A 20983-nucleotide genomic window follows, 5' to 3' on the forward strand; every position below is an offset into this window, starting at 1 on the left:
CCCAAGTAACCCGTTATAGATATTCTGGTAACTGCCCATCATTCAAATGAACCAGCAAATCAGGAGAGTCGAGAACAGATTGATAATATATAGCGCCCCATGCATTAAGTGCTTTCTTTTTTTCTTGCCTCAAGTACCTACGTATCAACTGCTCTGCACTTAATGGCTCTTCATCTTCCCTTTCTTCTGCCATTAACTTTAACAAATGTAAGTGCTTGCTTTCGCAATACCCTTCAATCCGATTTATAAAATCTATCCCCTCGATATGGCTTTCAACTAAACCTCTAAAATCACCTGTAACACTATCTTTAAGTTCGATTGAAAAGCACGACGGATTATTGAATGGCGGTCGTATATTTATGTGAAATAAACAGTCATCAATTTGATCGTAGTAAGGGTGTAGAAAGGCTTTTTCGTTATCCACAGTTAAATAATCATCGGATTTTTTCCCCTGGCATTTACTGCACATTGGAGTCAGGTTAACTAGGCAAACTGAAAGCTCTGGGAACTCTGTTTTAGGTAAATAATGATCTAAAGTACCTGGAGCACCATCTTCCCCACACGAAGGACAAAATAATAAGCCATGCTCATTTCTCATCTTTTCTAATATGAGAAAAGGTATTTTTGTTGGTTTCGGGCTATATAAATTAATGAGTGTCTTTTTCCGCTTTGCGGCAATAACATCTGTGTCCGTATAATTACGTAAGTTCAATGGTTGAACCAAAGTCGGATCGCCATTATGCTCAATATAAGACTCAACTTGATCTCGTAAATCATTTGTAATTGAACGATAGAAACCCAGAAACTTTTGCCTTTCCGCTAACACGGTATTGATAGTTTCTAATGAATCATCGGAAGGAAGAGTTACATTAGCGACCATTCTGTCTCCCTAACCTTAAGATCTTCATTGTCAACTCTTCATTGATTTCATCACCTAACAACTCAATAAGACGTTCAGGGGAGTATTTTTTTATTTGTTCTGCAAGAAGATCTTCAAAAGGTTTTGTTACAGATCTATCGCCAAAGACATAAGATGATATACGCTGCATATCACCACCAAATGTCTCAAAAGGTGGTTTAATCACATCTAATCCATATCCCTCATCCCTAAATATATGAACACAATTTGATGGAACTTCGCGAACGACTGATAAAGAATGAGTAGCTAATATTGCTTTTGATTTAAACGGCTGCAAAACAAGCTTTAATAATGAGACAAACTCCACCTCTAAGGTTGGGTGTAAGAATAGCTCTGGCTCATCTATAACAACTAAGCTATTTTCTCTTAGTTCGGCTACGACATTAATAACAATATAAGTAAATAGCCGTTGACCAGAGCTTAACTGGCAAATGGCCCCTGCTTTAATGAAGCAAACACCAGAGACCAAATTGCAGGAAGAAAGCAAATCAACTTCAGCTATACTGTCTACGATCTCAGGAAGTAACCTTAAGTAAGACTTATCATCAATATTAACTATTAATTGAGAAAAAGGTGATAATAATGAATCATCTTTCACTTCTAGTGCCATATAGTCAAACGATAATGCACTCGACAATGCACTACCAACAGTAGCGACTTTTTCAACTCGATTTTCAATAAAGCTAAACTTTTCATCTTCAAAAAGTGCTTTTATAATAGATTCAGCAGAGTTAAAGCTAGGTAAATTACGATTTATACCCACTTCGCCTTTTTCATTTTGATATCGAAACCCAAAATATTTATAGGCTTGCTTGTCTTTAAGGTGCGCTTTACTTAAATCTAAAGTGAACTCTTCAAATGGACTATACGAAACTAATATCAATTTGCTGATATTTGGAGGAGTATCAAAAGGGGTATGCCCAATTCTCTTGAGGTGTTTTGGTGAACCTATACCAGTTTTCAACCAATACTCAACGAATGACTTTAAGCAATACGATTTACCTATACCATTAGGACCAATTAAAATATTTATATCATAAGGCAAAATCGTAGAATTGAATCTGAATGGTATTTTTTTTGACTGCATTTCGGCGGTTAAAATATTCAATTCAAAACTGTTAATTTCATTTAAGCTGCCATCAAAGATACGCCAACCATCTGTATAAGCTTTTATTGCCCCACTCTCACGAAGCACTGATGATGAAAACTCATCACTTTCAGACAGTGCACTAGCACTTTCATCTTGGTCAATATTAATTAAAAAACCAGCATCTTTAAGGGTTCGCAAAAGGGTAATTGCCTTTTTTTCCCCAAGTTTAGATAAAAGAGTGTGATAAAAATCAATATCCGAAGGAAGGGATATATAATTAGCATTTGGAATAGGAAAAAAGCCATCCCAACCTGCATTTTTCATCTCATTTAATGCTAGAGCAGTATAACTACGCCCCTCAATTAGAAGCTTCAAGTGGAAATCAAAGTCAAACCGTTCACCGTCAAAGTAAAGACTAGCATCAAGGGTTGTTTTGTTGCCGAAGTCATCCCAATTATTACCTTCTAAAGCAAGCAAGTTTGGAATGTTAGCTAAACCTGCAGGTTTCGAATTCCAACCACCTTGACCATGATAGAAGATTTTCATAGTTCAATACCTCCAGAAATCAGTTTAGGTAGTAGCATATCTCGCTGCTTTTTAAGGTTCTCATTTCTTTTAGAAAGGTTAAAAATGCTTTTGAACATGGGGGATACCGCCGCCGTAAACTCGTCCATAAGGCCTCGTGGAGGAACTGTTATATAATGCGATGCAAAACAGTCATTATGTACACGCTGTCGTCCTGTAGCACCTGTCATACTTTGAATGGCATGCTCTCGGAAGTTATTACTTCTCGAGAGTAAGTAAATAAACTCAGAGCTTAAATCTTCACTCTCGCGTAGAACAATGAACTCAGTAGAGCCAAAACCTACAGGTTGTGAACCAGTAAGAAACTGAACATAACCTGTTTTACCGTTTTGAAGGCAAGGGGTGATTCGAGCAAACAATGTATCGCCATTAATAAACTTAGCCCCGCTGTTCCCTTGTTTTTGAATAACATCACCAATCACCATTGAGTTCTCGGCTAAACCACTCATCCCCACAAAAGGGTTTTCACTTGCTTTATCAAGCTTAGTACGAGGGTTAATTGTTATAGCTTCTTGTGCAGACCTAACCTCCCAACCTTCGGGGATTGGACCTAAGGAGGAGTCGATTAGGGTTGGTTTATTGCAGTTTTCATCTGCACTTTCACTGCTTTTAGTGCCGTCAGCATGGCCTGGGTAGCGGAAGTTAACAAACCATTCACGGTAAAGGGATTGCGCCATCTCTTCTAAAATAGCGATACGGCGATTGTTGTTTTCGATTAGGTTGTCGTAGTTTTCCAAATACTCAGCGACCAATACTTGATCATCAAAAACTGGAAGTTTAAACTTATATCGCTTGATCGCATCCAGAGTAATACTTGCTTGGCTAGCCGCACCTTGTGCAGTACCAATAATATATTCTTTAAAATCATCGCTTCTAAGTAAGTAGTAAAGAAAGCCACGATGTATTGTTTCTTTAGGGCTAATTTTTACTGCATTTTGATTTAAGAGCGCACCGTTTACTGTTTTTGGCACTCTTACAGCTTTTCCCACTACGGAAGCTGGATTTGAAGGCCAAGACCCCACGGTTTGTATTATTACATCACCAGTAGACAAAGCGTAACGAGAATACTGTTCACCAAGTTCATCTGAAATTTTCATTAAATCACTTGGTTCAATTGAGTCAGATGTAAAATCACTGACTTTTACAATTTCGCGACCAATATCAACAAACCACTTACTTTTAAAGGCAAAGCCTTTCTGTGTAGAGATATGCTCATTAAGTGAAACCAGCTGTGACATTACATATTCCCCAGTACTTTCATTACATTTTCTGAGATTGCCACTTCAAACTCATGAGCCTCAAGATTCAAAACTTCCAACTCTTCCTGCAAAGCTTCTAACTTGGCAGCAAAATCTTCATCATGTTCTTGCTCACCTTCAGCAACACCTACATAACGGCCAGGGTTTAAGCTATAGCCTTGCTCAATAATTTCTGCTTTGCTTGCCACCTTACAAAGCCCAGCAATATCTTGGTAGCTCAGTTCACCCGTTTCACTTTTGAAAAATGCTTCAAGTGCATAACTGCCATCATTATCTGCATCAGGGTGTGTTTCTAAGTAAGTATTATCAACCGTTTGACCACGGTATAAACGCACAATATTGGCAATATAGTTAAGCTGCTCGCTAGTGTAATCTCGAACTGCACGAGTCACTTGGCGGAAGATATGGCGTGCATCGATAAACAGTACTTTATCTTTGTTATGCTCAGGTTTGTTTTTATCTAAGAACCACAGCGCACAGGGCAGTGTCACGGTATAAAAGAAGTTGCTTGAAACCGCCACCATTACATCGACACCATCATCTTCAATCAGTTTTTGACGTATCTCTTGTTCAGAGCCTCGTGCATCACTGGCTGAGTTTGCCATAACAAAACCTGCACGACCTTTTGCATTTAGCGCAGTATAGAACATCTGAATCCACAGATAGTTACCGTTATCGTTACGTGGCATACCGTAAGGAAAACGCTCTTTATCACCTTCTAAACGGTCTTTTTGAATCTCATTTACATTAAACGGCGGGTTTGCCATCACATAGTCAAACTGACCATGCTTTTTACCATCAACTACTTCGCCCTTGGCTAATTCAAACGGGTCTTCGTAATAGGAGTTACCTTCTCGGATATCGCCTTGCAAACCATGAACCGCTAGGTTCATTTTCGATAGTCTAACGGTATCACCGGTTTTCTCTTGTCCAAAAACAGACAGTTCATCAGAGGCATTCTTGTTATGACCCGATACAAAATCCGCAGAGCTGACAAACATACCACCGCTACCACAAGCAGGATCAAACACCTTGCCATGGTAGGGTTCAATAATTTCAGTAATTAAACGTACCAATGCCGATGGAGTGAAGAACTCGCCACCACCTTGACCTTCGGTTTTGGCAAACTCATTAAGGAAGTATTCGTAGATACGACCAAATATATCGGAGCCAAGCCCAAAGTCGATTGCTGTGAAGTTTTTAAGCAGGCCTTTTAGAATATCGTTATCAAAACGGGTGTAAGTTTTAGGCAGCGCATCTTTAATCGCTTCATTTTCAGCTTCTAACGCCTTCATTGCGTTATTCACATTTAGACCAATATTCGCGCCTTCAGGCAGTGCTAGCAGGTTGGTATACAGCGCATCATCAGGCACATACATTGCACCTTCAGCCTGAATTTTAGATTTAATATCACCACCTGCACGGCGGCGAGAACTGCCCGCTGATGCAACCTTATCTTTTGCTTGAAGAAAACGGTATTCGGCATATTTTAAAAAGATAAGACCTAGAATCGGCCTTGAATACTCTTGTGCGGTTAGGCCTGTATTAGCACGAAGGCTATCGGCTGCGCTCCAAAGCTGTGTTTCTAGCTGCTGAATTTTCTTAAAATCTGCCATTGTGATGATTTGCCTAATAAAATATTAGGATCGATTCTATCAACAATTTGCTAATAAAAAATGCTATTTATGTCGTAAATAAGTAATGCTGCTCGAAAAATTATTTACCTTGATAAAGGCTGTGGTATTTCATTAACGTTTTAGGCAGTTTGTGCTTTTTTTTCGTTAACCAGCCATGGCCGCCCAGCAAGTTATCAAGCTGTGTTCTTGATAGTTGGTTTTGGTGCTCTTCCATAATTAAGCTGACTTTTTTCACCAGCACTTTATCTCGCTGGCTCCAATCGACTCTGTCAACATGCTGTGTTTGGATTGCGACAGGTAGTACGTTCTCGAGCCATTGATGTTCATGAATATACAACCAATAAAATGCTGCTTCATTATTAGTCTTAACCTCTTCTCGACAAGCATTCGGGGTTGCAGCAATAAACCGCATGATTTGGCAGCGATATCGACGCCGTAAAGATTCAGCCTTACATCGTTTTCGCCACTCAACAAGACACGCTGTCGTTGAGATAATTAACTCTACACTGCCTGTAGAAATGCCATGAAGTTTAGCTAAAACATCTCGGTGAAAGCCCTTTTTAGCGAGTTTAACAACTGAATGCTTAAGATCTTGAGTGATTTTTTTAGGCTTTAAATTAACAGGGATATTGTGTTTCAAAGCGATACTTTTCACATAGCATCTACTTTTATCTATTTCCCTACTTACCGCTGCCATTGATAGTCCTGAATTCAATAAGTGACAGCACTGAACTTCTTTGTTTATGGGTGTTGGCTGAACATTCAAGATTTTAGCGTCTGGTTCATCATCTGGCTGACAACGAGATAAGTAAAACTCAAACAACAAGTGCTTAAATGGGTGTTGAGGGTATTGACCTGAAAGCAGAGATGAAACAAAGCGATAATCTTTCGGTGTTCTAAGTGATAAATCAGACTGCGAGGGAAATAACTCTTCAGATAGTTCAAATAAGTCCTTAGCTATCTTTTTCCGTTTGACTCGACCACTTTGTGTTAAACCACCATGGATCCTGAGCTTTTTAAGGTAAGTGTCACTAATAGTGACATCGCTTTGTTTCTTAGATTGTAAGCTTCTAATTTTATTTAATGAGAACTTTGAGAACTCCCTCGCAAGGTCATTACAATAATTAGGCTCAACTCTGATATCAGGAAGTAACTGGCCGCTAGCATGACTGCGACCTAAGAGCTCATTGTGTTCTAGCCAAGTGCCATGTACTGAGCAAGCTTCAACACCTGAGATCTGATGAGCTAGGTGCCAGTAGGCTACACCAAAATTATATACATCATCTTTAGCGCATAAAGGGCAGTGCTTTACAGATAAGCGTTCTTTGCCACGAAAAGTAGAAAGTTGGCTAGCTCTTAGTATGTCACTTGGATTGGTCGTTACATTTCCAAGAACTGTTCGATATTGTGGCAAGTAATAGGAAAATAACGGACGCAGAGTTTGATTAGATAGAAGTACTTCTGGCGATTCTTCGGAGAATTGACCAGTAATGTGCAAGTTTGATGTAAGGTAAGGATGAACTCCAGCTCTTCTATCGCCAACAAGCTTTTGCAAAGCCTGCTCAAGGGTAAGCTCACTAATAGCTAAATAACGACATATACGGCTAAATAGAGATTCATCAGGTAGTGCTTTAGGCAGCTGCATGATGAATCTCCAGTTTAGATAAGCCCTATTAATTAACTATAGGCCAGTTCTGATAGTGGATCGTCAAGAACAATATTTCTAGACCTTAGATAACGCATCGGGTCCTCTGAGTTAGCAGCTTGTTGGAACAGATCCGGATCATCAATTCGACTTTTTAAGTCAACGGCATTAACTAACTCAATAAGCTTAGAGGCAAACTCTGGGTGTTGAGGCTTAGTGATATCACCAGTTTTGTCTATTGTTTTAACCGCTGTTTTCCCTGTACTACGCGTACTTCGTTGCTTCCCTTTAGGTAAAGAAACATTTGCTATCTTAAGTTCATTTACTTCATCAGTTTGTCTTGAAAGTCCGCAAGCAACTGCATTACCAGCTGCTAATGTTGCTGGAGTAATTCGTTCATCATCAGCACCGATAATCAACCTTTGCGCTTCTCGGTATGTTCGACACGCCATATCAATATTACCAACCGAAAGAGCGTGAAGCGCATCGTTAAGTTCTTCTGTAAGCTCTGTATAAACGTTTACCCATTGATATTGCCAAAGCTGGTCTACAAACGCATTCCACGAAGTACTGTCCCTCTCCAATACTGACATCGTGTGGTGATAACCGCTTTCAGCTCGACGGGCAGCTTTTAGCTCTTTAACTAATGATTGATCAAACGGTGGGTTTGCAACGAAGAAAAGAGGAACACCAAGTTTATTCATCAACCGGTGTAAAAACCTTAATAGGTTATTTTCTCCGCCCGTTCGCTTGAACTTTAGGTTCTGCATTTCATCAATAACCAGCATGCCAATAAAGCTTGATTTCATACACTGCTCTAACTGCCGAATCAAAGCACCTATCGTTCCCTCAGGCTTCGTTTTTTCTCTATCAAGGGTCAGGTCTAATGTTGAGAGGATCTCTTCACACAAATCCCTTACGCTTGAATTACTAGGACAATCAACTTTTATCCAAACCACTTGCTTCCTGAGCTCTAATGCTTGCCCTTGATATGACTCATGTTCAATAACATTCGGAAAGTAGCTTAAGACTTGCTCCACCATTGAGGTTTTGCCAACACCACTGTCACCGATGAGAGTAAGCCCATCTCCTTTAGCCTGAAAAAAACCAGTGCGAGGCTCGATGTCTGGGCGTTCATCAACCAAGTAGTGTAGGTACTGAGCCGTTGTAGGACTAAGCGGGTTCTTTGTGGAGTACCCCTTTTTTATTGCTCTTTCTACCGCTCTGAAGCATGCAGCATAGTCAGTCAGCGGTTGTCTGATTTCATCAATACGATTTAAATATTCATCACGAACCAATGGATCGCGGTGGTCAGCAATTTCTTCTGAATAATTAGGATAATTGCTCAAATCTTCCATGATGCTTTCCCATGCCTTTTTAGCAGGGAGGGCTTCAATAAGTGGGTTACCTTGATGTTCAGGCAAAATTGCATCTTGGTATACAGCAGGTTCATTTCTCATAACTCACCTCTACTGGTTCTTCTTTTTCTACCTTTTGGCAACGGAATAACCTTATTATCAGTAGATACAGGATCTGGCACATCATTAGTAATTGAAGCCTCAGGCTCTGGAATAATTATGTTTGTGGTTGCTTCTAGCTCTTCCTGTCGACGCTGACGAATATTACTCGTTTTATCCCTAAAAGAGACTTTCTCACCATCTTTGCTTCGGCGTTTCGCTTGCTTGGTCACTTCCTGGCGATTCTTATGATCGTCAATTGAGGCCGTTGATATTGGAGTTAGCTCTTTTTTTGTATCGAGCCAGTCTTGAATGAAGTCTGATTCATACATAGACTTATCAGCCAACATTCGACTACGTGGTAACAAGTTACACCTAATGAATTCTCTATTTTTATCTAAGCGAACATAGATGTAATTCGTTGTATTTTCATCAATTCTCGCCTCTAGCCTCCAACGCCCTGATGACCTAGCGACAGATGCCAAGTTAAGCTCTTCAACTTCTGAACACGAGTAATACATGCCATTAAAATATATGCCACTTCGAGTCATACTTACTTCTGCTGAAGGCAGCAATCTAGCTATAACTTCATCACCATTAGCTGATTGAAGTTCGTGCCTGTGCTTTGTTAGATGTATTTTCCAGTAATTCAGGGGGGTTGGTGATAAGTCATTTTCGATGAGTAAAGGGCTAGAAAAAGCTAAATCATTAAGAATTGAACGATTATGCTCTAGCACCGCCTTTATTATTTCAGCCGTAACTTCCTTAAGCGTATAGATTGCGTCTTTTCGAGGATCTCGACTTCCTCGTACAACCTGACCACCTCTCGTGGTACCCAGTAACTCATGAAGTACTTCTTTATTGATAATATCAAACCGCTTTTCTACCACACCTTTACAGTCTGGCCTATATGGTGGAGTAAATGATAATTGCGTCATTGGTGTCAGTGCTTTTCTGGGTTGAACCCCAATCATTTCACCATTATCACAAACCAACTCTTTAGGAATGTGAGCACATGGCCATTCAGAGTTTTCAATATCAATACCAAAGCTTTTACAATAATTAGATTTAGGTAAGAAACTATTCGTTAATGCCTGACGCGCTGCACGCCAAGAAGCGTGATAAAGCGATACGTGCATACCAATTATCATTCGACTCGCCCTGTCTGCAACGATATAAATTGTCGGTCGCCCTAAAACATACTGAGCTCCGAGCTCAGACACGATATGCACATCCGCAACTGTGGCGTCTATTTCAAAGTGAGTACCAGGGAGATAACTTCGATCAGTAATGCTGCCTAGCGCTCCCCTTTTATTTCTGAGGTAATCATTCTCTGAGGTTCGTTGCTTGATTAACTGATCTTTACTGAATAGCTTTGTGCGCCAATAACTAAACTGCTTTTTAGTTGGGACTATAGGTGGCCTATCACATGCATCTGCCAGCTTTACCTCTTTTGAATAATAATCTTTTAGTAAGTTGTCATAGGTTTTTGCTAGCGTCAGTCCAGATTCTTTTAGGTAGTATTTCTTTAGTGCTTTTTTGAATTTACTTTTGTCATCATCATTCACAATATACTTAGCGACCCTCTCAACGGCTATAGTTCTTGGCCGTTTTGGTGCACCTAAGGGTTTCGTTACTAGAGTTCGCTCTTGCCCTGAGCCTCCACTTTTCGAAAATGCAGGTAACAGAGCCATTTTGTCCTGTCCATTTCGCCAATATAGAGTAAGTATGCGCGCTAATGACTTACGATCAACATTTACTTCTTTCGAATATTCAGCAAGTTGAGGCGACCTTTTCTTGGTCGCATAATCAAAAATAAAAGTACTATCTGATATAACACCTTTGATTAAGTCATAATTTTTATCTCGACGACTAATGTGCTCATCTGAAACATTTTCTTCATCAACTAAAAGATAAGTTGGCAACTCATATTGTGCTTTTTTAGCTTTGCGGCTTGAAACAAGTTCAATGAAACCTTCTAGAGAAACAGCTATAGGCCTTACCGTTGTAGAAGTATCGTAAAGTGAATACAGAATAACAGACTCAACATCCTGCATGATATCTAACAGACGATAGAGTCCATCTTTAACTAAGTCCGAATCATTCACGCTCCAAACGCTATTTCTAGGAAGTTCCATATAAAGTGTTCTCCAGCTTTGCTGTTACATACTTAATATCAATAAGCCCTGATTCAGGGATATTAGTCGATAAATCAACATCGATAAATTTATCGGCTATGAGAAAACGTATTAATAATAAAGCGTCACCATGAGATGTTATGTTTCTTGAGATTAGCTGGTTACAGAGATCTTCAATAAAGTATTGCCCCGAAGCCACGACTGAAAGAGCACAATTAATCTGATCACAAGAAAACTTTATCGGGTTCTTACGGAATGGGAATGAAGCCCACTGAAGGTTGCTGCTTTGAACTCTCGTTAATTCATTGCCGGTAAAGTAAGTGAACTTAACATCAAGCAACTCCCAACAAACTCGCTCTATATCTATTTTCTCGAGTACACGCAAGTCACCCGAATCATCTTCAGGTTTTACAGAGATTGCATGGTATATAGTGCCTTGAGGAGAGTCTATCGTGAGCAACTGATCAGTTGTCATGATAATAGGTTCTTTGGTGATTGGATGTTTTGGGTGTTCAACACCAAGTATTTTCGCGACTTTTTGGGTGTAATTAAGGGGAAGTAGCGGAAATTGCTCCCTAATATCAACGACACAACTTAAAGATTCGGCTAGGAAGAAGTGCTCACTTTCGATTGAAGACATCATATGGTGGTCTCTTTGAGACTTCCTACCATAGATTAATGAGCGCCCACCTTTTGACTTTACATCAATTGTCCTAAGCCAAGGCTTATAATCTGCGCCTTGGCCAATTCCATATTTATTCTTTAATGCTCGCTCAAAGTCTTTTAACGATTCAAGTTTACGCCCACGTCCCATGCTCAATCCAATAAAGATTTACCTACATTAATCATAGTAAACAGAGCCACTACGGGCAAACTTTATTGTCTCAAAACACTCTTACGGGCAAACTTTAGCGCTTACGGGCAAACTTTATTGTCTCTACACAATACTATACCGCTTGCCCAGCAGCCACTCCTGAGCTCCAAGCCCATTGGAAGTTAAAGCCTCCGAGCCAGCCGCTAACATCCATCACCTCGCCGATAAAGAATAGACCAGAGACGCTTTTGGCTTCCATGGTTTTAGACGACAACTCATCGGTATCAACGCCGCCCAAGGTCACCTCTGCGGTGCGGTAACCTTCAGTGCCATTCATCACGATTGACCAAGCTTCAAGATCTTGTGCGAGCTGTTCAAGCTCGGCATGCACCAGCTGATTAAGCGCTTTGTTTAGCAGTGCTTCATCAAATAATGCTTCAACTAAACGCTTTGGTAACCATAAAGCCAATGCATTACGCAGACTTTGCTTGGGACTATTATCGAGCAGTTGCTTTATCTCTGCTCGGGCATCTTTACCGGGCAACAAGTTAATGCTGATAGCTTCGCCGGGGTGCCAGTAGTTGGAGATCTGCAAAATGGCTGGCCCAGAAAGACCACGGTGGGTAAACAGCAGCGCTTCGCTAAATTGAGTGCCATCGTTAGCGGTAATTGTGCTCGGTACTGCAATGCCTGATAGTGGCTCAAAACGCTGTTTTTGCTCACTATGCCACGTAAACGGCACTAAGCCTGCGTGAGTTGGCAACACGTTAAGGCCAAATTGCTCGGCAATATGGTATCCAAAGGGCGATGCGCCCAGCTTTGGCATCGACAGCCCGCCTGTTGCCATTACCAGTGATTGGCAGCGGTAGTGCGCTGTATCTGTTTGCACTTCAAATTGGCCGTCTGCGTTTTTGCTAATGGCTTTAATTTCAGTGCGCAGTTTAACCTGTGCGCCAGCCCATTCGCATTCGGTCATTAGCATGGCAACAATCTCTTTGGCGGAGTCGTTGCAAAACAGCTGACCGTGGTCGCGTTCATGGTATTCAATACCATGTCGCTCAACTAATTCGATAAAGTCACTGGAGCGGTAGCGCGCTAATGCTGACTTTACAAAGTGGCTATTACTGCAAAGAAAGTTTGCTGGCTCCACTTTTTGGTTGGTGAAGTTACAACGGCCGCCGCCACTGATCAGTATTTTTTTACCGGCTTGTTTGGCGCTGTCGAGTACCAATACATCACGACCACGGTAGCCCGCTGTTGCAGCGCACATAAGTCCTGCTGCACCCGCTCCGATAATAATAACGTCATGATGTTCCACTCGCTTACTCCTAAACCATCTTAGCTTGCTGTACAGCGCCTAGCTTTCACAAGGCACAAAAAAGGGCGCTATTTTAGCACCCTTATTTATGTTTGTACCATCACCACATTCATAGCAATGGCTAGCAGAGTTTACTCTGCCGATGTTTCAGATTTTTTCTCGCGACTTAACAACTCTTTAGCGGCATCCACTGGTGATTTACCTTGATAAAGCACTTGGTAGACCTGCTCAGTGATTGGCATTTCAACGCCTAAGCGTTTTGCCAATGTATAGACTTCTTTAGTATTACGATAGCCTTCGACAACTTGGCCAATCTCTTTTTGCGCGGCTTCAACATCACTGCCTTTACCGAGCGCTAAACCGAAACGACGGTTACGAGATTGATTATCGGTGCACGTTAATACTAAATCACCTAATCCTGCCATGCCCATAAAGGTCGATGCTTGCGCACCAATAGCTTCACCGAGACGTGTGAGTTCGACTAAACCACGAGTGATCAATGCTGTTCGAGCATTGGCACCAAAACCGATACCGTCAGATAGTCCCGCACCAATAGCGATAACATTTTTCACCGCACCACCCAATTGGAGGCCGATAAAGTCATCGTTGGCGTAAACGCGTAAACGCTTAGGGCTATGCAACAATTCAACTAAATCATTAGTGAATTGCGGATCTGTACCTGCGATAGATATTGCTGTTGGCATGCCAGCAGCGAGCTCTTTTGCAAACGTAGGTCCTGACAAAACGGCAAGTGGGAACGCTTCACCTAATACTTCTCGCGCCACATCTTGTATCAAACGACCTGTTTCTGGCTCTAAGCCTTTGGTCGCCCATACAATACGTGCATCTTTACGTAACAGCGGTTTAGCTTGCGCTAACACCAACCCAAACACATGACTAGGCACAACGACTAACACATTGTTAGATGCAGCAAGTGCTGTTGCTAAATCGGATTCAGGGATAAGTAAATCAGGAAGCGGAATACCAGGTAAGAACTCTTGATTACACTTGTCGTTCTTTAGGTTTTCAATGTGCTCGGGTTCATGCCCCCAAAGCAAGGTTCTGTGGCCATTACTCGCGAGAGAAATAGCAAGGGCGGTGCCATAAGAGCCCGCCCCCAGTACCGTAATATCGGCAGTGTTTTCCATGCTATTAAGCGTTAGCTTCTTCTGCAGGCGCTTCAGCGGCAGCAGCTTGACGCTGTTGAACGTACTGAGCGAATAGCGCGTCAAAGTTAACTGGAGCAAGGTTTAGTTGTGGGAAAGTACCACGGCTAACTAGGCTACCAACTGCTTCACGAGCATATGGGAAAAGAACGTTAGGGCAGTATGCACCTAGAGAATGTGCAAGTTGCTGCTCAGTAAGACCAGTAATTGCGAAGATACCAGCTTGCTGTACTTCACAAAGGAATGCTGTTTCTTCGCCATTTTTAGCGGTAACAGTAAGAGAAAGAACAACTTCGTATACGTCGTCAGAAAGCTTGTTGCTGCGAGTATCAAGGTCTAGCTTAACTTCTGGAGTCCATTCTTTTTGGAAAACAGCTGGGCTGTTTGGTGTTTCAAAAGAGATATCTTTTGTGTAAACACGTTGAATGTTGAATTGTGGTGCTTGTTCTTCGTTGTTAGCTACTTCAGCCATAATTTCCTACCTTAAAAAGTTTGTGAGGCTACTTCAAAAGAGCCAGTCTCAGGGTTTACTTATTTGGGTAACAACCCAAATAGCTGTCCCAGTTTTTGATTTATTTAGTCAACAGACGCTTTTTTGGAGGGTAATCCCTCAATTCAATGCCGGTAACCATTAATGCTAAGCCGTGACACTTTAATCAATTACTTAACAATAATGCAATGGCTACACCGACACTTCTATCTTTTGCTCTTTGAAACAGGCAAGTTATTTGACTGCCATTCACCCATACCACCTTTCAAGTTATTCACGTTTTCAAAACCGTGCTTAACCATCAGTTGAGCCGCTTGAGACGAAGTCATGCCAGCGTTGCATACCATTATAATGGGACTGCCTTTTGCGTTTTCAAGTGTACCGAGCTGATTATTTTTTATATCCGCTAAAGGAAGGTTAACCGCATCAACAATATGACCCTTCTTAAACTCTTCTTTTCCGCGTACATCAACAACCTTTGCACTTTGCTTGTTCATCAGCAATGTGGCTTCTTGATGATTAACGTTTTTAACTTTTGATACGCTAGATTTGAACACCATAACGATCAGTCCAATGAATAAACCAACCCAAGCTAAACTTAACATCGGGTTTGCTTTAAAAAATTCCATATATTCTTGCATGCTTTAACTGCCTACTTTTAATTGGCCCAAATATAATGAGGCACAGAGTATACCATTGCTATGGCAGAATACAGAATGTTAGTCACGTAACGTGCATGACAACAGGCTTTGGATCATCGCTATAACTAAAACGATAACCACAATCTAGGTAAATATCTTTATGCCAAGCCCCAATTGGTAGTAATATTTAACCAATTCAAATTTTAATCTTATTCTTTCAAACTTAAAGGTACTACCATGACGACACGCAAACGCCCGTTGGCATTGCTGATCCTCGATGGCTGGGGTTACCGTGAAAATACGCAAGAAAATGCTGTTTTCCATGCAAAAACTCCTGTTCTCGACAAGCTAAATGCGCAATATCCAAATAGCTTAATCTCAGGTTCTGGGATTGATGTTGGCTTACCAGATGGCCAAATGGGTAACTCTGAAGTTGGCCATATCAACATCGGTTCTGGTCGAATTGTTTACCAAGAGCTCACTCGTATAGGTAAAGCTATCGATGATGGCGAATTCGATACCAACCCAGCACTGACTAAAGCTATTGATGATGCTATCAAGGCAAATGGTGCAGTGCATATTATGGGACTATTGTCGCCGGGTGGTGTACATAGCCATCAAGACCATATTGAAGCAATGTGCCGTCTAGCCGTTAAACGCGGTGCAACCAAGGTTTATCTTCATGCCTTTTTAGATGGTCGCGATACACCTCCTCGTAGTGCAAAAGCAGGCTTAGCGCACTTTGAAGAGATGTTCAAAACATTAGGTACAGGTCAAGTCGCTTCGCTTATTGGCCGCTACTATGCAATGGATCGAGATAACCGCTGGGATCGTGTCTCACAAGCTTACGAGCTTATTACCGAGGGGAAGGGACTGCATACCGTAGCTAATGCCGTAGAAGGTATTGAGGCCGCTTATGCTCGTGATGAAAATGACGAGTTTGTGGGTAGCACAGTCATCCCTGATGCTGATGGCAATATTGCCAAACTAGCAGATAACGATGCACTCATTTTCATGAACTTCCGTGCCGATCGTGCGCGTCAAATTACTCGCAGCTTTGTGAATGCCGATTTTGATGGCTTTGAACGCGCAGTGACTCCGAAGGCAAACTTTGTGATGCTAACCGAATACGCAGCAGATATTGATGCCGCTATCGCTTACCCATCGACGGATTTGGTCAACACCTTAGGTGAAACCTTACAAGATCAGAATATGACTCAGCTGCGCATTTCGGAAACGGAAAAGTATGCCCATGTCACTTTCTTCTTCAATGGTGGTAAAGAGGAACCGTTCAAAGGCGAAGACCGTATCTTAATCCAATCTCCAAAAGTAGCGACTTATGATCTACAGCCAGAGATGAGCTCTACAGAGCTTACTGACAAACTCGTTGCCGCCATCGAGTCTACCGACTACGACGTGATTATTTGTAATTACCCCAATGGCGATATGGTTGGTCATACCGGTAACTTTGATGCTGCAGTTAAAGCCTGTGAAGCAGTTGATAGTTGCTTAGGTCGAGTTGTTGAAGCACTCGATAAAGTGGGCGGTGAGTGTTTAATTACCGCCGATCACGGCAATGCTGAGCAGATGACCGATGAAACAACTGGCCAAGCGCATACCGCGCACACCAGTGAATTGGTACCGCTTATCTATGTTGGTCGTGATGCAGATATAGAAAAAGGCGGTCGTTTGAGTGATTTAGCGCCGACTATGTTAACCTTGATGGGACGAGAAGTGCCTGAAGAGATGACAGGCCGAGCGATAATTAAACTCAAAGAGTAATATGACCATTCGACTTTTTATCAAAGCCAGCATTATTGCTGGCTTTATATCACTGCCTTTATCAGCCCAAGCGACCGATCTTGATCGTCGTCAGTCTGAACTTAAGTCGATTCAGACACAGATTAATAAACAACAATCTGCGGTGAAGGACACCAATAAGCAGCGGGATCGCTTAATCTCTTTGCTTAAAAAAGATGAGCAAGCAATTGCGACTGCGGCTAAAAAAGTTAATAAAACCAAACAAAATTTAGCAAGCATAGATAAAGCATTAGCGGAACTTGCCGTCAAATATACTCAGCTAGATAAAATTAAAGTCATCCAACAAAAAACCTTATCAAATCAACTTGCTAGTGCATATCTAGCCGGTAATCATGATTACAGTAAAATGCTACTTAATCAGCAGTCACCAGCCAGCATAGAGCGATTATTAGCCTACTATCAGTATTTGAATAATGCGCGAATAGCCTCTATTAAACAGCTACAGACCACCATTGTTGAACTGGATGAGGTCAAACTCAAACAGCAACAGAACCAAACTCGACTCAATAAATTAGTGATTGAGCAACAGCAGCATGCAAAGCGCTTAGACCAAGAGCAATCACAGCGACAGCAAACATTGATCCAGCTGCAACGAACTCTAACAAGCAGCGGTGCCAAGCTAGAGCAACTGCAAATTGAAGAAGCCAGCTTAAAGCGAGTTGTAGAGCAAGCTCTGCTAGCGATGAAAAATAACCCATCACTCGGGGGGTTATCCAGCAAACGTAAACTGAAATGGCCCACAAAAGGACGCATCAAGTCAGGCTTTGGCAGTAAACGTTCAGGGCAAGTAAAGTGGAAAGGCGTCACTATTTCTGCTTCCGAAGGGCAAAACATTGCAGCCATTGCAGGCGGCAAGGTTATCTATGCCGACTGGCTACGTGGTTTTGGTATGGTGCTGGTTGTTGATCATGGCAAAGGTTATATGAGCCTTTATGGCCACGCACAAACCCTTTTAAAGTCGGCGGGAGACTCTGTTAGTAAGGGAGAATCCATCGCATTAGTCGGTCGCTCAGGTGGACAGACCGAGTCTGGCCTATACTTTGAAGTAAGACATAAGGGGCAAGCGGTCGATCCGGCTAGGTATTGTAAGCGGTAGGCAGACAAACCCCATTCAATACAAGGGGTTAACATGTCAGGCATTATTCGTAATCTTAGTTTCGCTACCGCAGGTTTAGCATTGGGCTTATCGCTCACTCTGTTCGGCCAAGAGCATACACAGCAATATAAAACTCGAGTAGACTATTCAGTATTGCTCGATGTCATCGATACCATAGAAACCTATTACGTCAAAAAGCTCACCGAAGAGGAACTGATCGAAGCCGCAATAGAGGGTATTTTTGCCAGGCTCGATCCCTATTCTAGCTTTCTAGATAAACAGGCTTTCTCTAATGCTCAAGAAAGTAACGACGGTGAGTACTATGGTTTCGGAGTTGAGATTGCAACAGACAACGACCAAATAACCATTGTCACTCCTTTCCCGCAATCGCCCGCAGAGCAAGCAGGTATCATGCCGGGAGATAGGATAGTTAAACTCAATCAGCAGCTCGTTACAGTTGATAAACTAGAATCCCTGCTTAACGAAATTAAGCAACACAGCTACGATAAACTAGCGATTGATTTAGAGCTTGTGAGAGCAAACTCAGAGGTTACCTATAAGGTGACCATTAGCCCAAGTCTAATCTCAATCAACTCCGTAGAAGCACAACTCTTAGATAATCAAATAGGTTATATTAGACTATCTAGCTTCCAAGAAAACTCAACTCAAGAGCTCGTCAAGCAACTTGATCTGTGGCAAACAGAACCTCTAAACGGGTTAATACTCGATCTCAGAAACAATCCCGGTGGGTTGTTGGATCAAGCGATAAAGATAGCGGATATATTTTTAGACAGAGGAAGAATTGTTGCTACAGAGGGACGTTTCTTTGATGCGAATTCTGACTACTATGCCTCACCACAAACCATGATAAAAAGTGTTCCTATGTTGGTGCTAATCAACAAAGGTTCAGCATCTGCATCAGAAGTACTTGCGGCGGCGTTACAAGAAAATGGCAGAGCAAAACTTATCGGTCAAACTAGCTTTGGTAAAGGTACTGTGCAGAGCCTTATTCCCACTCTAACAGAGGGCAGTGCCATTAAGCTCACAATCGCTAAATACACCACTCCAAATGGCAAAGATATTCACTCAAAAGGGATCGATCCAGATATAAAAGTGGCACTAGAGACTATAACAAGTGATGAAAATATGCCTATAATTGATGCAAATTCACTCCGTGGTGATATTGCTGAAGATAAACTTGTTAACTCAGCAATTGCCTGGATTAAAACAAAAAAATAACCAATACAGTGCGCTATTTATTACTTTGCTTTCTATTATTTAGTTCGAGTTCATTTGCAGCAAGGATTGCTATCATCATTGACGATATAGGTTATCGTCAATCTGACAAGGCAGTACTAACGCTGCCCCCTAGCGTAGCGCTTTCAGTGTTGCCACTTACTCCTTTAGGTAAAGCTGTCGCTTACAAAGCACACCAACAAGGTAGTGAGATCCTAGTTCACCTTCCAATGCAGGCACTGAACGGCAAAACGATTGGACCAGGAGCCTTAACCAATGCAATGTCAGAGCAAGACTTTAAAAAACAGCTCGAGCAAGCAATAGACAGTGTTCCCTTTGCATCTGGTGCTAATAACCATATGGGCAGCTTGCTCACCCAGCTTGATAAACCTATGCACTGGGTTATGGATGCGCTTCTTCAACGGGATATTTACTTCATTGACAGTGTGACAACCAAATACACCCAGGCGGGAGCAATTGCAGAAAAAGTGGGCGTACCTTTATTAAAACGGACGATTTTTCTTGATAATGACAAAACAGAAGCGGCTTTAGAACTGCAGTTTCAAAAAGCAATAAAGCTTACAGCAACACAAACAGATGTCATTGTTATTGCTCACCCTTATCCAGAAACGCTTACCTTTTTGAATAACAATCTACACCGGCTAGCACAAGCTGAGATAGCGCTCGTGCCACCCTCGAAATTGTTGCCGATTAGCGTTGCAAGTAAGAGCGATACAAGCTTACTGCAGGATTGAGATGGAAAGATCGGGGAGTAATGATTTTAGCTCTTTATTATTGGTCACTATCATCTCTAGCGTGTAACCATCAAGCACAGCTAAATAAGCGTTAACCGCTTCCGCTAATACGCCTTTAAGCTTACATGCTGGAGTAAACAAACAATATGGCTTGCTGCAATCAATTGGAGATAGTGAGTTCTCTAAAGCTCTTACCACATCACCAACATTAATCTCGCTAGCGGGCTTTGCCAATTTAAAGCCACCACTTTTGCCTCTAACTGTCTTTAAATAGCCCAGCTTACCAAGGTGATGCACAACTTTAGAGATATGGTTTGCTGACAAATCAAAAACATCGGTAATTTCAGAGATGCGGAAAAGCGACTCACGCTCTGGGTGTAAAGCCAGGTACATAAGTGTTCTTAATCCAAAATCAGTGTAACGAGTTAATTGCATTGCTTACCAATCCATAAAAACGATCAAAATAACGCCTAATTAGCAGTTTGTTGCCTGTTCTAATGAAGATATTAGCCATAAAGCTTCTTCAGTATCACTACCACAAACATCTTCAGTTGCCGCAAATTGGCCACATACAACTGGCCTTTCTACTTTGCCAAAAAGTTTACACAAATTCCCGTCATTTAACTGAATACATCTTACTCCAGCAGGTTTACCCTCAGGCATTCCAGGAATAGGAGTAGTGATAGAAGGCGCTATGCAACACGCACCACAACCTAAACGACAGTTCATTTATATACCTTAAATTAGCAATGTTCATTATACATTTATCGAATGATAATAGGTTGGTATGACATCACATACTGTTTAGCAATAAGTTAATATCTTACCAAATTCGTGATCAGTGCATACAACTTTGCTTTTCCAATAGCGAAAAAAGCCTCTACACGTTTTTAATAGCAATCAGTATAAAGATTTG

18 protein-coding genes are annotated in these 20983 nt (G+C 41.6%); 4 read left to right on the plus strand and 14 right to left on the minus strand.

Features of this window, described 5'->3' with window-relative positions:
* Positions 1-13: 13 nt before the first annotated feature.
* The 12 genes from AB4238_RS11295 to AB4238_RS11350 all read right to left on the minus strand — a co-directional run bounded on the left by AB4238_RS11295 (position 14) and on the right by AB4238_RS11350 (position 15159).
* Complete coding sequence (locus AB4238_RS11295) at positions 14-880, minus strand: HNH endonuclease (protein ID WP_372033538.1); 867 nt, start codon at positions 878-880, stop codon at positions 14-16.
* Positions 870-2555 carry an AAA family ATPase gene (locus AB4238_RS11300; RefSeq protein WP_372033539.1) on the minus strand — a complete coding sequence of 562 codons (1686 nt, stop codon included), beginning with the start codon at positions 2553-2555 and terminating at the stop codon, positions 870-872. Before AB4238_RS11300 ends, AB4238_RS11295 begins: the two co-directional genes overlap by 11 nt.
* Positions 2552-3832, minus strand: a complete 1281-nt coding sequence (locus AB4238_RS11305; RefSeq protein ID WP_372033540.1) for a restriction endonuclease subunit S — start codon at positions 3830-3832, stop codon at positions 2552-2554. Before AB4238_RS11305 ends, AB4238_RS11300 begins: the two co-directional genes overlap by 4 nt.
* Complete coding sequence (locus AB4238_RS11310; RefSeq protein ID WP_372033541.1) at positions 3832-5469, minus strand: N-6 DNA methylase; 1638 nt, start codon at positions 5467-5469, stop codon at positions 3832-3834. The genes AB4238_RS11305 and AB4238_RS11310 overlap by 1 nt, the downstream gene beginning before the upstream one ends.
* A gap of 100 nt (positions 5470-5569) precedes the next feature.
* Complete coding sequence (locus tag AB4238_RS11315) at positions 5570-7135, minus strand: TnsD family Tn7-like transposition protein (RefSeq protein WP_372033542.1); 1566 nt, start codon at positions 7133-7135, stop codon at positions 5570-5572.
* Positions 7136-7167: 32 nt separating this feature from the next.
* Positions 7168-8595, minus strand: a complete 1428-nt coding sequence (locus AB4238_RS11320) for an ATP-binding protein (protein WP_372033543.1) — start codon at positions 8593-8595, stop codon at positions 7168-7170.
* Positions 8592-10730 (minus strand): transposase, encoded by a 2139-nt coding sequence (locus tag AB4238_RS11325; RefSeq protein WP_372033544.1) that lies wholly within the window; start codon positions 10728-10730, stop codon positions 8592-8594. Before AB4238_RS11325 ends, AB4238_RS11320 begins: the two co-directional genes overlap by 4 nt.
* Positions 10717-11544, minus strand: coding sequence for a TnsA endonuclease N-terminal domain-containing protein (locus tag AB4238_RS11330; protein ID WP_372033545.1), 828 nt, complete (start codon positions 11542-11544; stop codon positions 10717-10719). The genes AB4238_RS11325 and AB4238_RS11330 overlap by 14 nt, the downstream gene beginning before the upstream one ends.
* A gap of 133 nt (positions 11545-11677) precedes the next feature.
* Entirely contained in the window at positions 11678-12862 is a 1185-nt protein-coding gene (locus AB4238_RS11335) for an NAD(P)/FAD-dependent oxidoreductase (protein ID WP_372033546.1), read from the minus strand.
* Positions 12863-12993: 131 nt separating this feature from the next.
* A complete protein-coding gene (gpsA, locus tag AB4238_RS11340; RefSeq protein ID WP_371991769.1) occupies positions 12994-14010 on the minus strand; it encodes an NAD(P)H-dependent glycerol-3-phosphate dehydrogenase in 1017 nt (338 codons plus the stop codon).
* Between the two features lie 4 nt (positions 14011-14014).
* Positions 14015-14500 (minus strand): protein-export chaperone SecB, encoded by a 486-nt coding sequence (secB, locus tag AB4238_RS11345; protein WP_020910309.1) that lies wholly within the window; start codon positions 14498-14500, stop codon positions 14015-14017.
* A gap of 224 nt (positions 14501-14724) precedes the next feature.
* Positions 14725-15159, minus strand: coding sequence for a rhodanese-like domain-containing protein (locus tag AB4238_RS11350; RefSeq protein WP_372033547.1), 435 nt, complete (start codon positions 15157-15159; stop codon positions 14725-14727).
* A 237-nt stretch (positions 15160-15396) separates the two neighbouring features.
* On the opposite strand from AB4238_RS11350, the gene gpmM reads away from it, so the two are divergent.
* From gpmM to AB4238_RS11370, 4 genes are read left to right on the plus strand one after another with little or no spacing between them, the layout of a single operon-like run.
* Positions 15397-16941 (plus strand): 2,3-bisphosphoglycerate-independent phosphoglycerate mutase, encoded by a 1545-nt coding sequence (gene gpmM, locus AB4238_RS11355; protein ID WP_372033548.1) that lies wholly within the window; start codon positions 15397-15399, stop codon positions 16939-16941.
* Between the two features lies 1 nt (position 16942).
* Positions 16943-18076: a murein hydrolase activator EnvC gene (locus AB4238_RS11360; RefSeq protein ID WP_372033549.1), complete on the plus strand. Its 1134-nt coding sequence runs from the start codon at positions 16943-16945 to the stop codon at positions 18074-18076.
* 33 nt (positions 18077-18109) lie between these two features.
* Positions 18110-19315: a S41 family peptidase gene (locus tag AB4238_RS11365; RefSeq protein WP_372033550.1), complete on the plus strand. Its 1206-nt coding sequence runs from the start codon at positions 18110-18112 to the stop codon at positions 19313-19315.
* A gap of 8 nt (positions 19316-19323) precedes the next feature.
* Positions 19324-20067, plus strand: a complete 744-nt coding sequence (locus AB4238_RS11370; protein WP_372033551.1) for a divergent polysaccharide deacetylase family protein — start codon at positions 19324-19326, stop codon at positions 20065-20067.
* Here the strand turns inward: AB4238_RS11370 and AB4238_RS11375 are convergent.
* Entirely contained in the window at positions 20053-20502 is a 450-nt protein-coding gene (locus AB4238_RS11375; protein ID WP_372033552.1) for an Rrf2 family transcriptional regulator, read from the minus strand. The two genes, AB4238_RS11370 and AB4238_RS11375, sit on opposite strands and share 15 nt — an antisense overlap.
* Positions 20503-20541: 39 nt before the next feature.
* Positions 20542-20796, minus strand: a complete 255-nt coding sequence (locus AB4238_RS11380) for a YkgJ family cysteine cluster protein (RefSeq protein WP_372033553.1) — start codon at positions 20794-20796, stop codon at positions 20542-20544.
* Between the last annotated feature and the right edge of the window lie 187 nt (positions 20797-20983).

This window comes from Shewanella sp. 10N.286.45.A1 (genome assembly GCF_041470405.1).
Taxonomy (GTDB): domain Bacteria; phylum Pseudomonadota; class Gammaproteobacteria; order Enterobacterales; family Shewanellaceae; genus Shewanella.

What these genes read in the sequence shown, in the direction of transcription:
- AB4238_RS11295 (WP_372033538.1), bottom strand. Translation starts at nt 880, where the DNA reads ATGGTCGCTAATGTAACTCTTCCTTCCGATGATTCATTAGAAACTATC.
- AB4238_RS11300 (WP_372033539.1), bottom strand. Translation starts at nt 2,555, where the DNA reads ATGAAAATCTTCTATCATGGTCAAGGTGGTTGGAATTCGAAACCTGCA.
- AB4238_RS11305 (WP_372033540.1), bottom strand. Translation starts at nt 3,832, where the DNA reads ATGTCACAGCTGGTTTCACTTAATGAGCATATCTCTACACAGAAAGGC.
- AB4238_RS11310 (WP_372033541.1), bottom strand. Translation starts at nt 5,469, where the DNA reads ATGGCAGATTTTAAGAAAATTCAGCAGCTAGAAACACAGCTTTGGAGC.
- AB4238_RS11315 (WP_372033542.1), bottom strand. Translation starts at nt 7,135, where the DNA reads ATGCAGCTGCCTAAAGCACTACCTGATGAATCTCTATTTAGCCGTATA.
- AB4238_RS11320 (WP_372033543.1), bottom strand. Translation starts at nt 8,595, where the DNA reads ATGAGAAATGAACCTGCTGTATACCAAGATGCAATTTTGCCTGAACAT.
- AB4238_RS11325 (WP_372033544.1), bottom strand. Translation starts at nt 10,730, where the DNA reads ATGGAACTTCCTAGAAATAGCGTTTGGAGCGTGAATGATTCGGACTTA.
- AB4238_RS11330 (WP_372033545.1), bottom strand. Translation starts at nt 11,544, where the DNA reads ATGGGACGTGGGCGTAAACTTGAATCGTTAAAAGACTTTGAGCGAGCA.
- gpsA (WP_371991769.1), bottom strand. Translation starts at nt 14,010, where the DNA reads ATGGAAAACACTGCCGATATTACGGTACTGGGGGCGGGCTCTTATGGC.
- secB (WP_020910309.1), bottom strand. Translation starts at nt 14,500, where the DNA reads ATGGCTGAAGTAGCTAACAACGAAGAACAAGCACCACAATTCAACATT.
- AB4238_RS11350 (WP_372033547.1), bottom strand. Translation starts at nt 15,159, where the DNA reads ATGCAAGAATATATGGAATTTTTTAAAGCAAACCCGATGTTAAGTTTA.
- gpmM (WP_372033548.1), top strand. Translation starts at nt 15,397, where the DNA reads ATGACGACACGCAAACGCCCGTTGGCATTGCTGATCCTCGATGGCTGG.
- AB4238_RS11360 (WP_372033549.1), top strand. Translation starts at nt 16,943, where the DNA reads ATGACCATTCGACTTTTTATCAAAGCCAGCATTATTGCTGGCTTTATA.
- AB4238_RS11365 (WP_372033550.1), top strand. Translation starts at nt 18,110, where the DNA reads ATGTCAGGCATTATTCGTAATCTTAGTTTCGCTACCGCAGGTTTAGCA.
- AB4238_RS11375 (WP_372033552.1), bottom strand. Translation starts at nt 20,502, where the DNA reads ATGCAATTAACTCGTTACACTGATTTTGGATTAAGAACACTTATGTAC.
- AB4238_RS11380 (WP_372033553.1), bottom strand. Translation starts at nt 20,796, where the DNA reads ATGAACTGTCGTTTAGGTTGTGGTGCGTGTTGCATAGCGCCTTCTATC.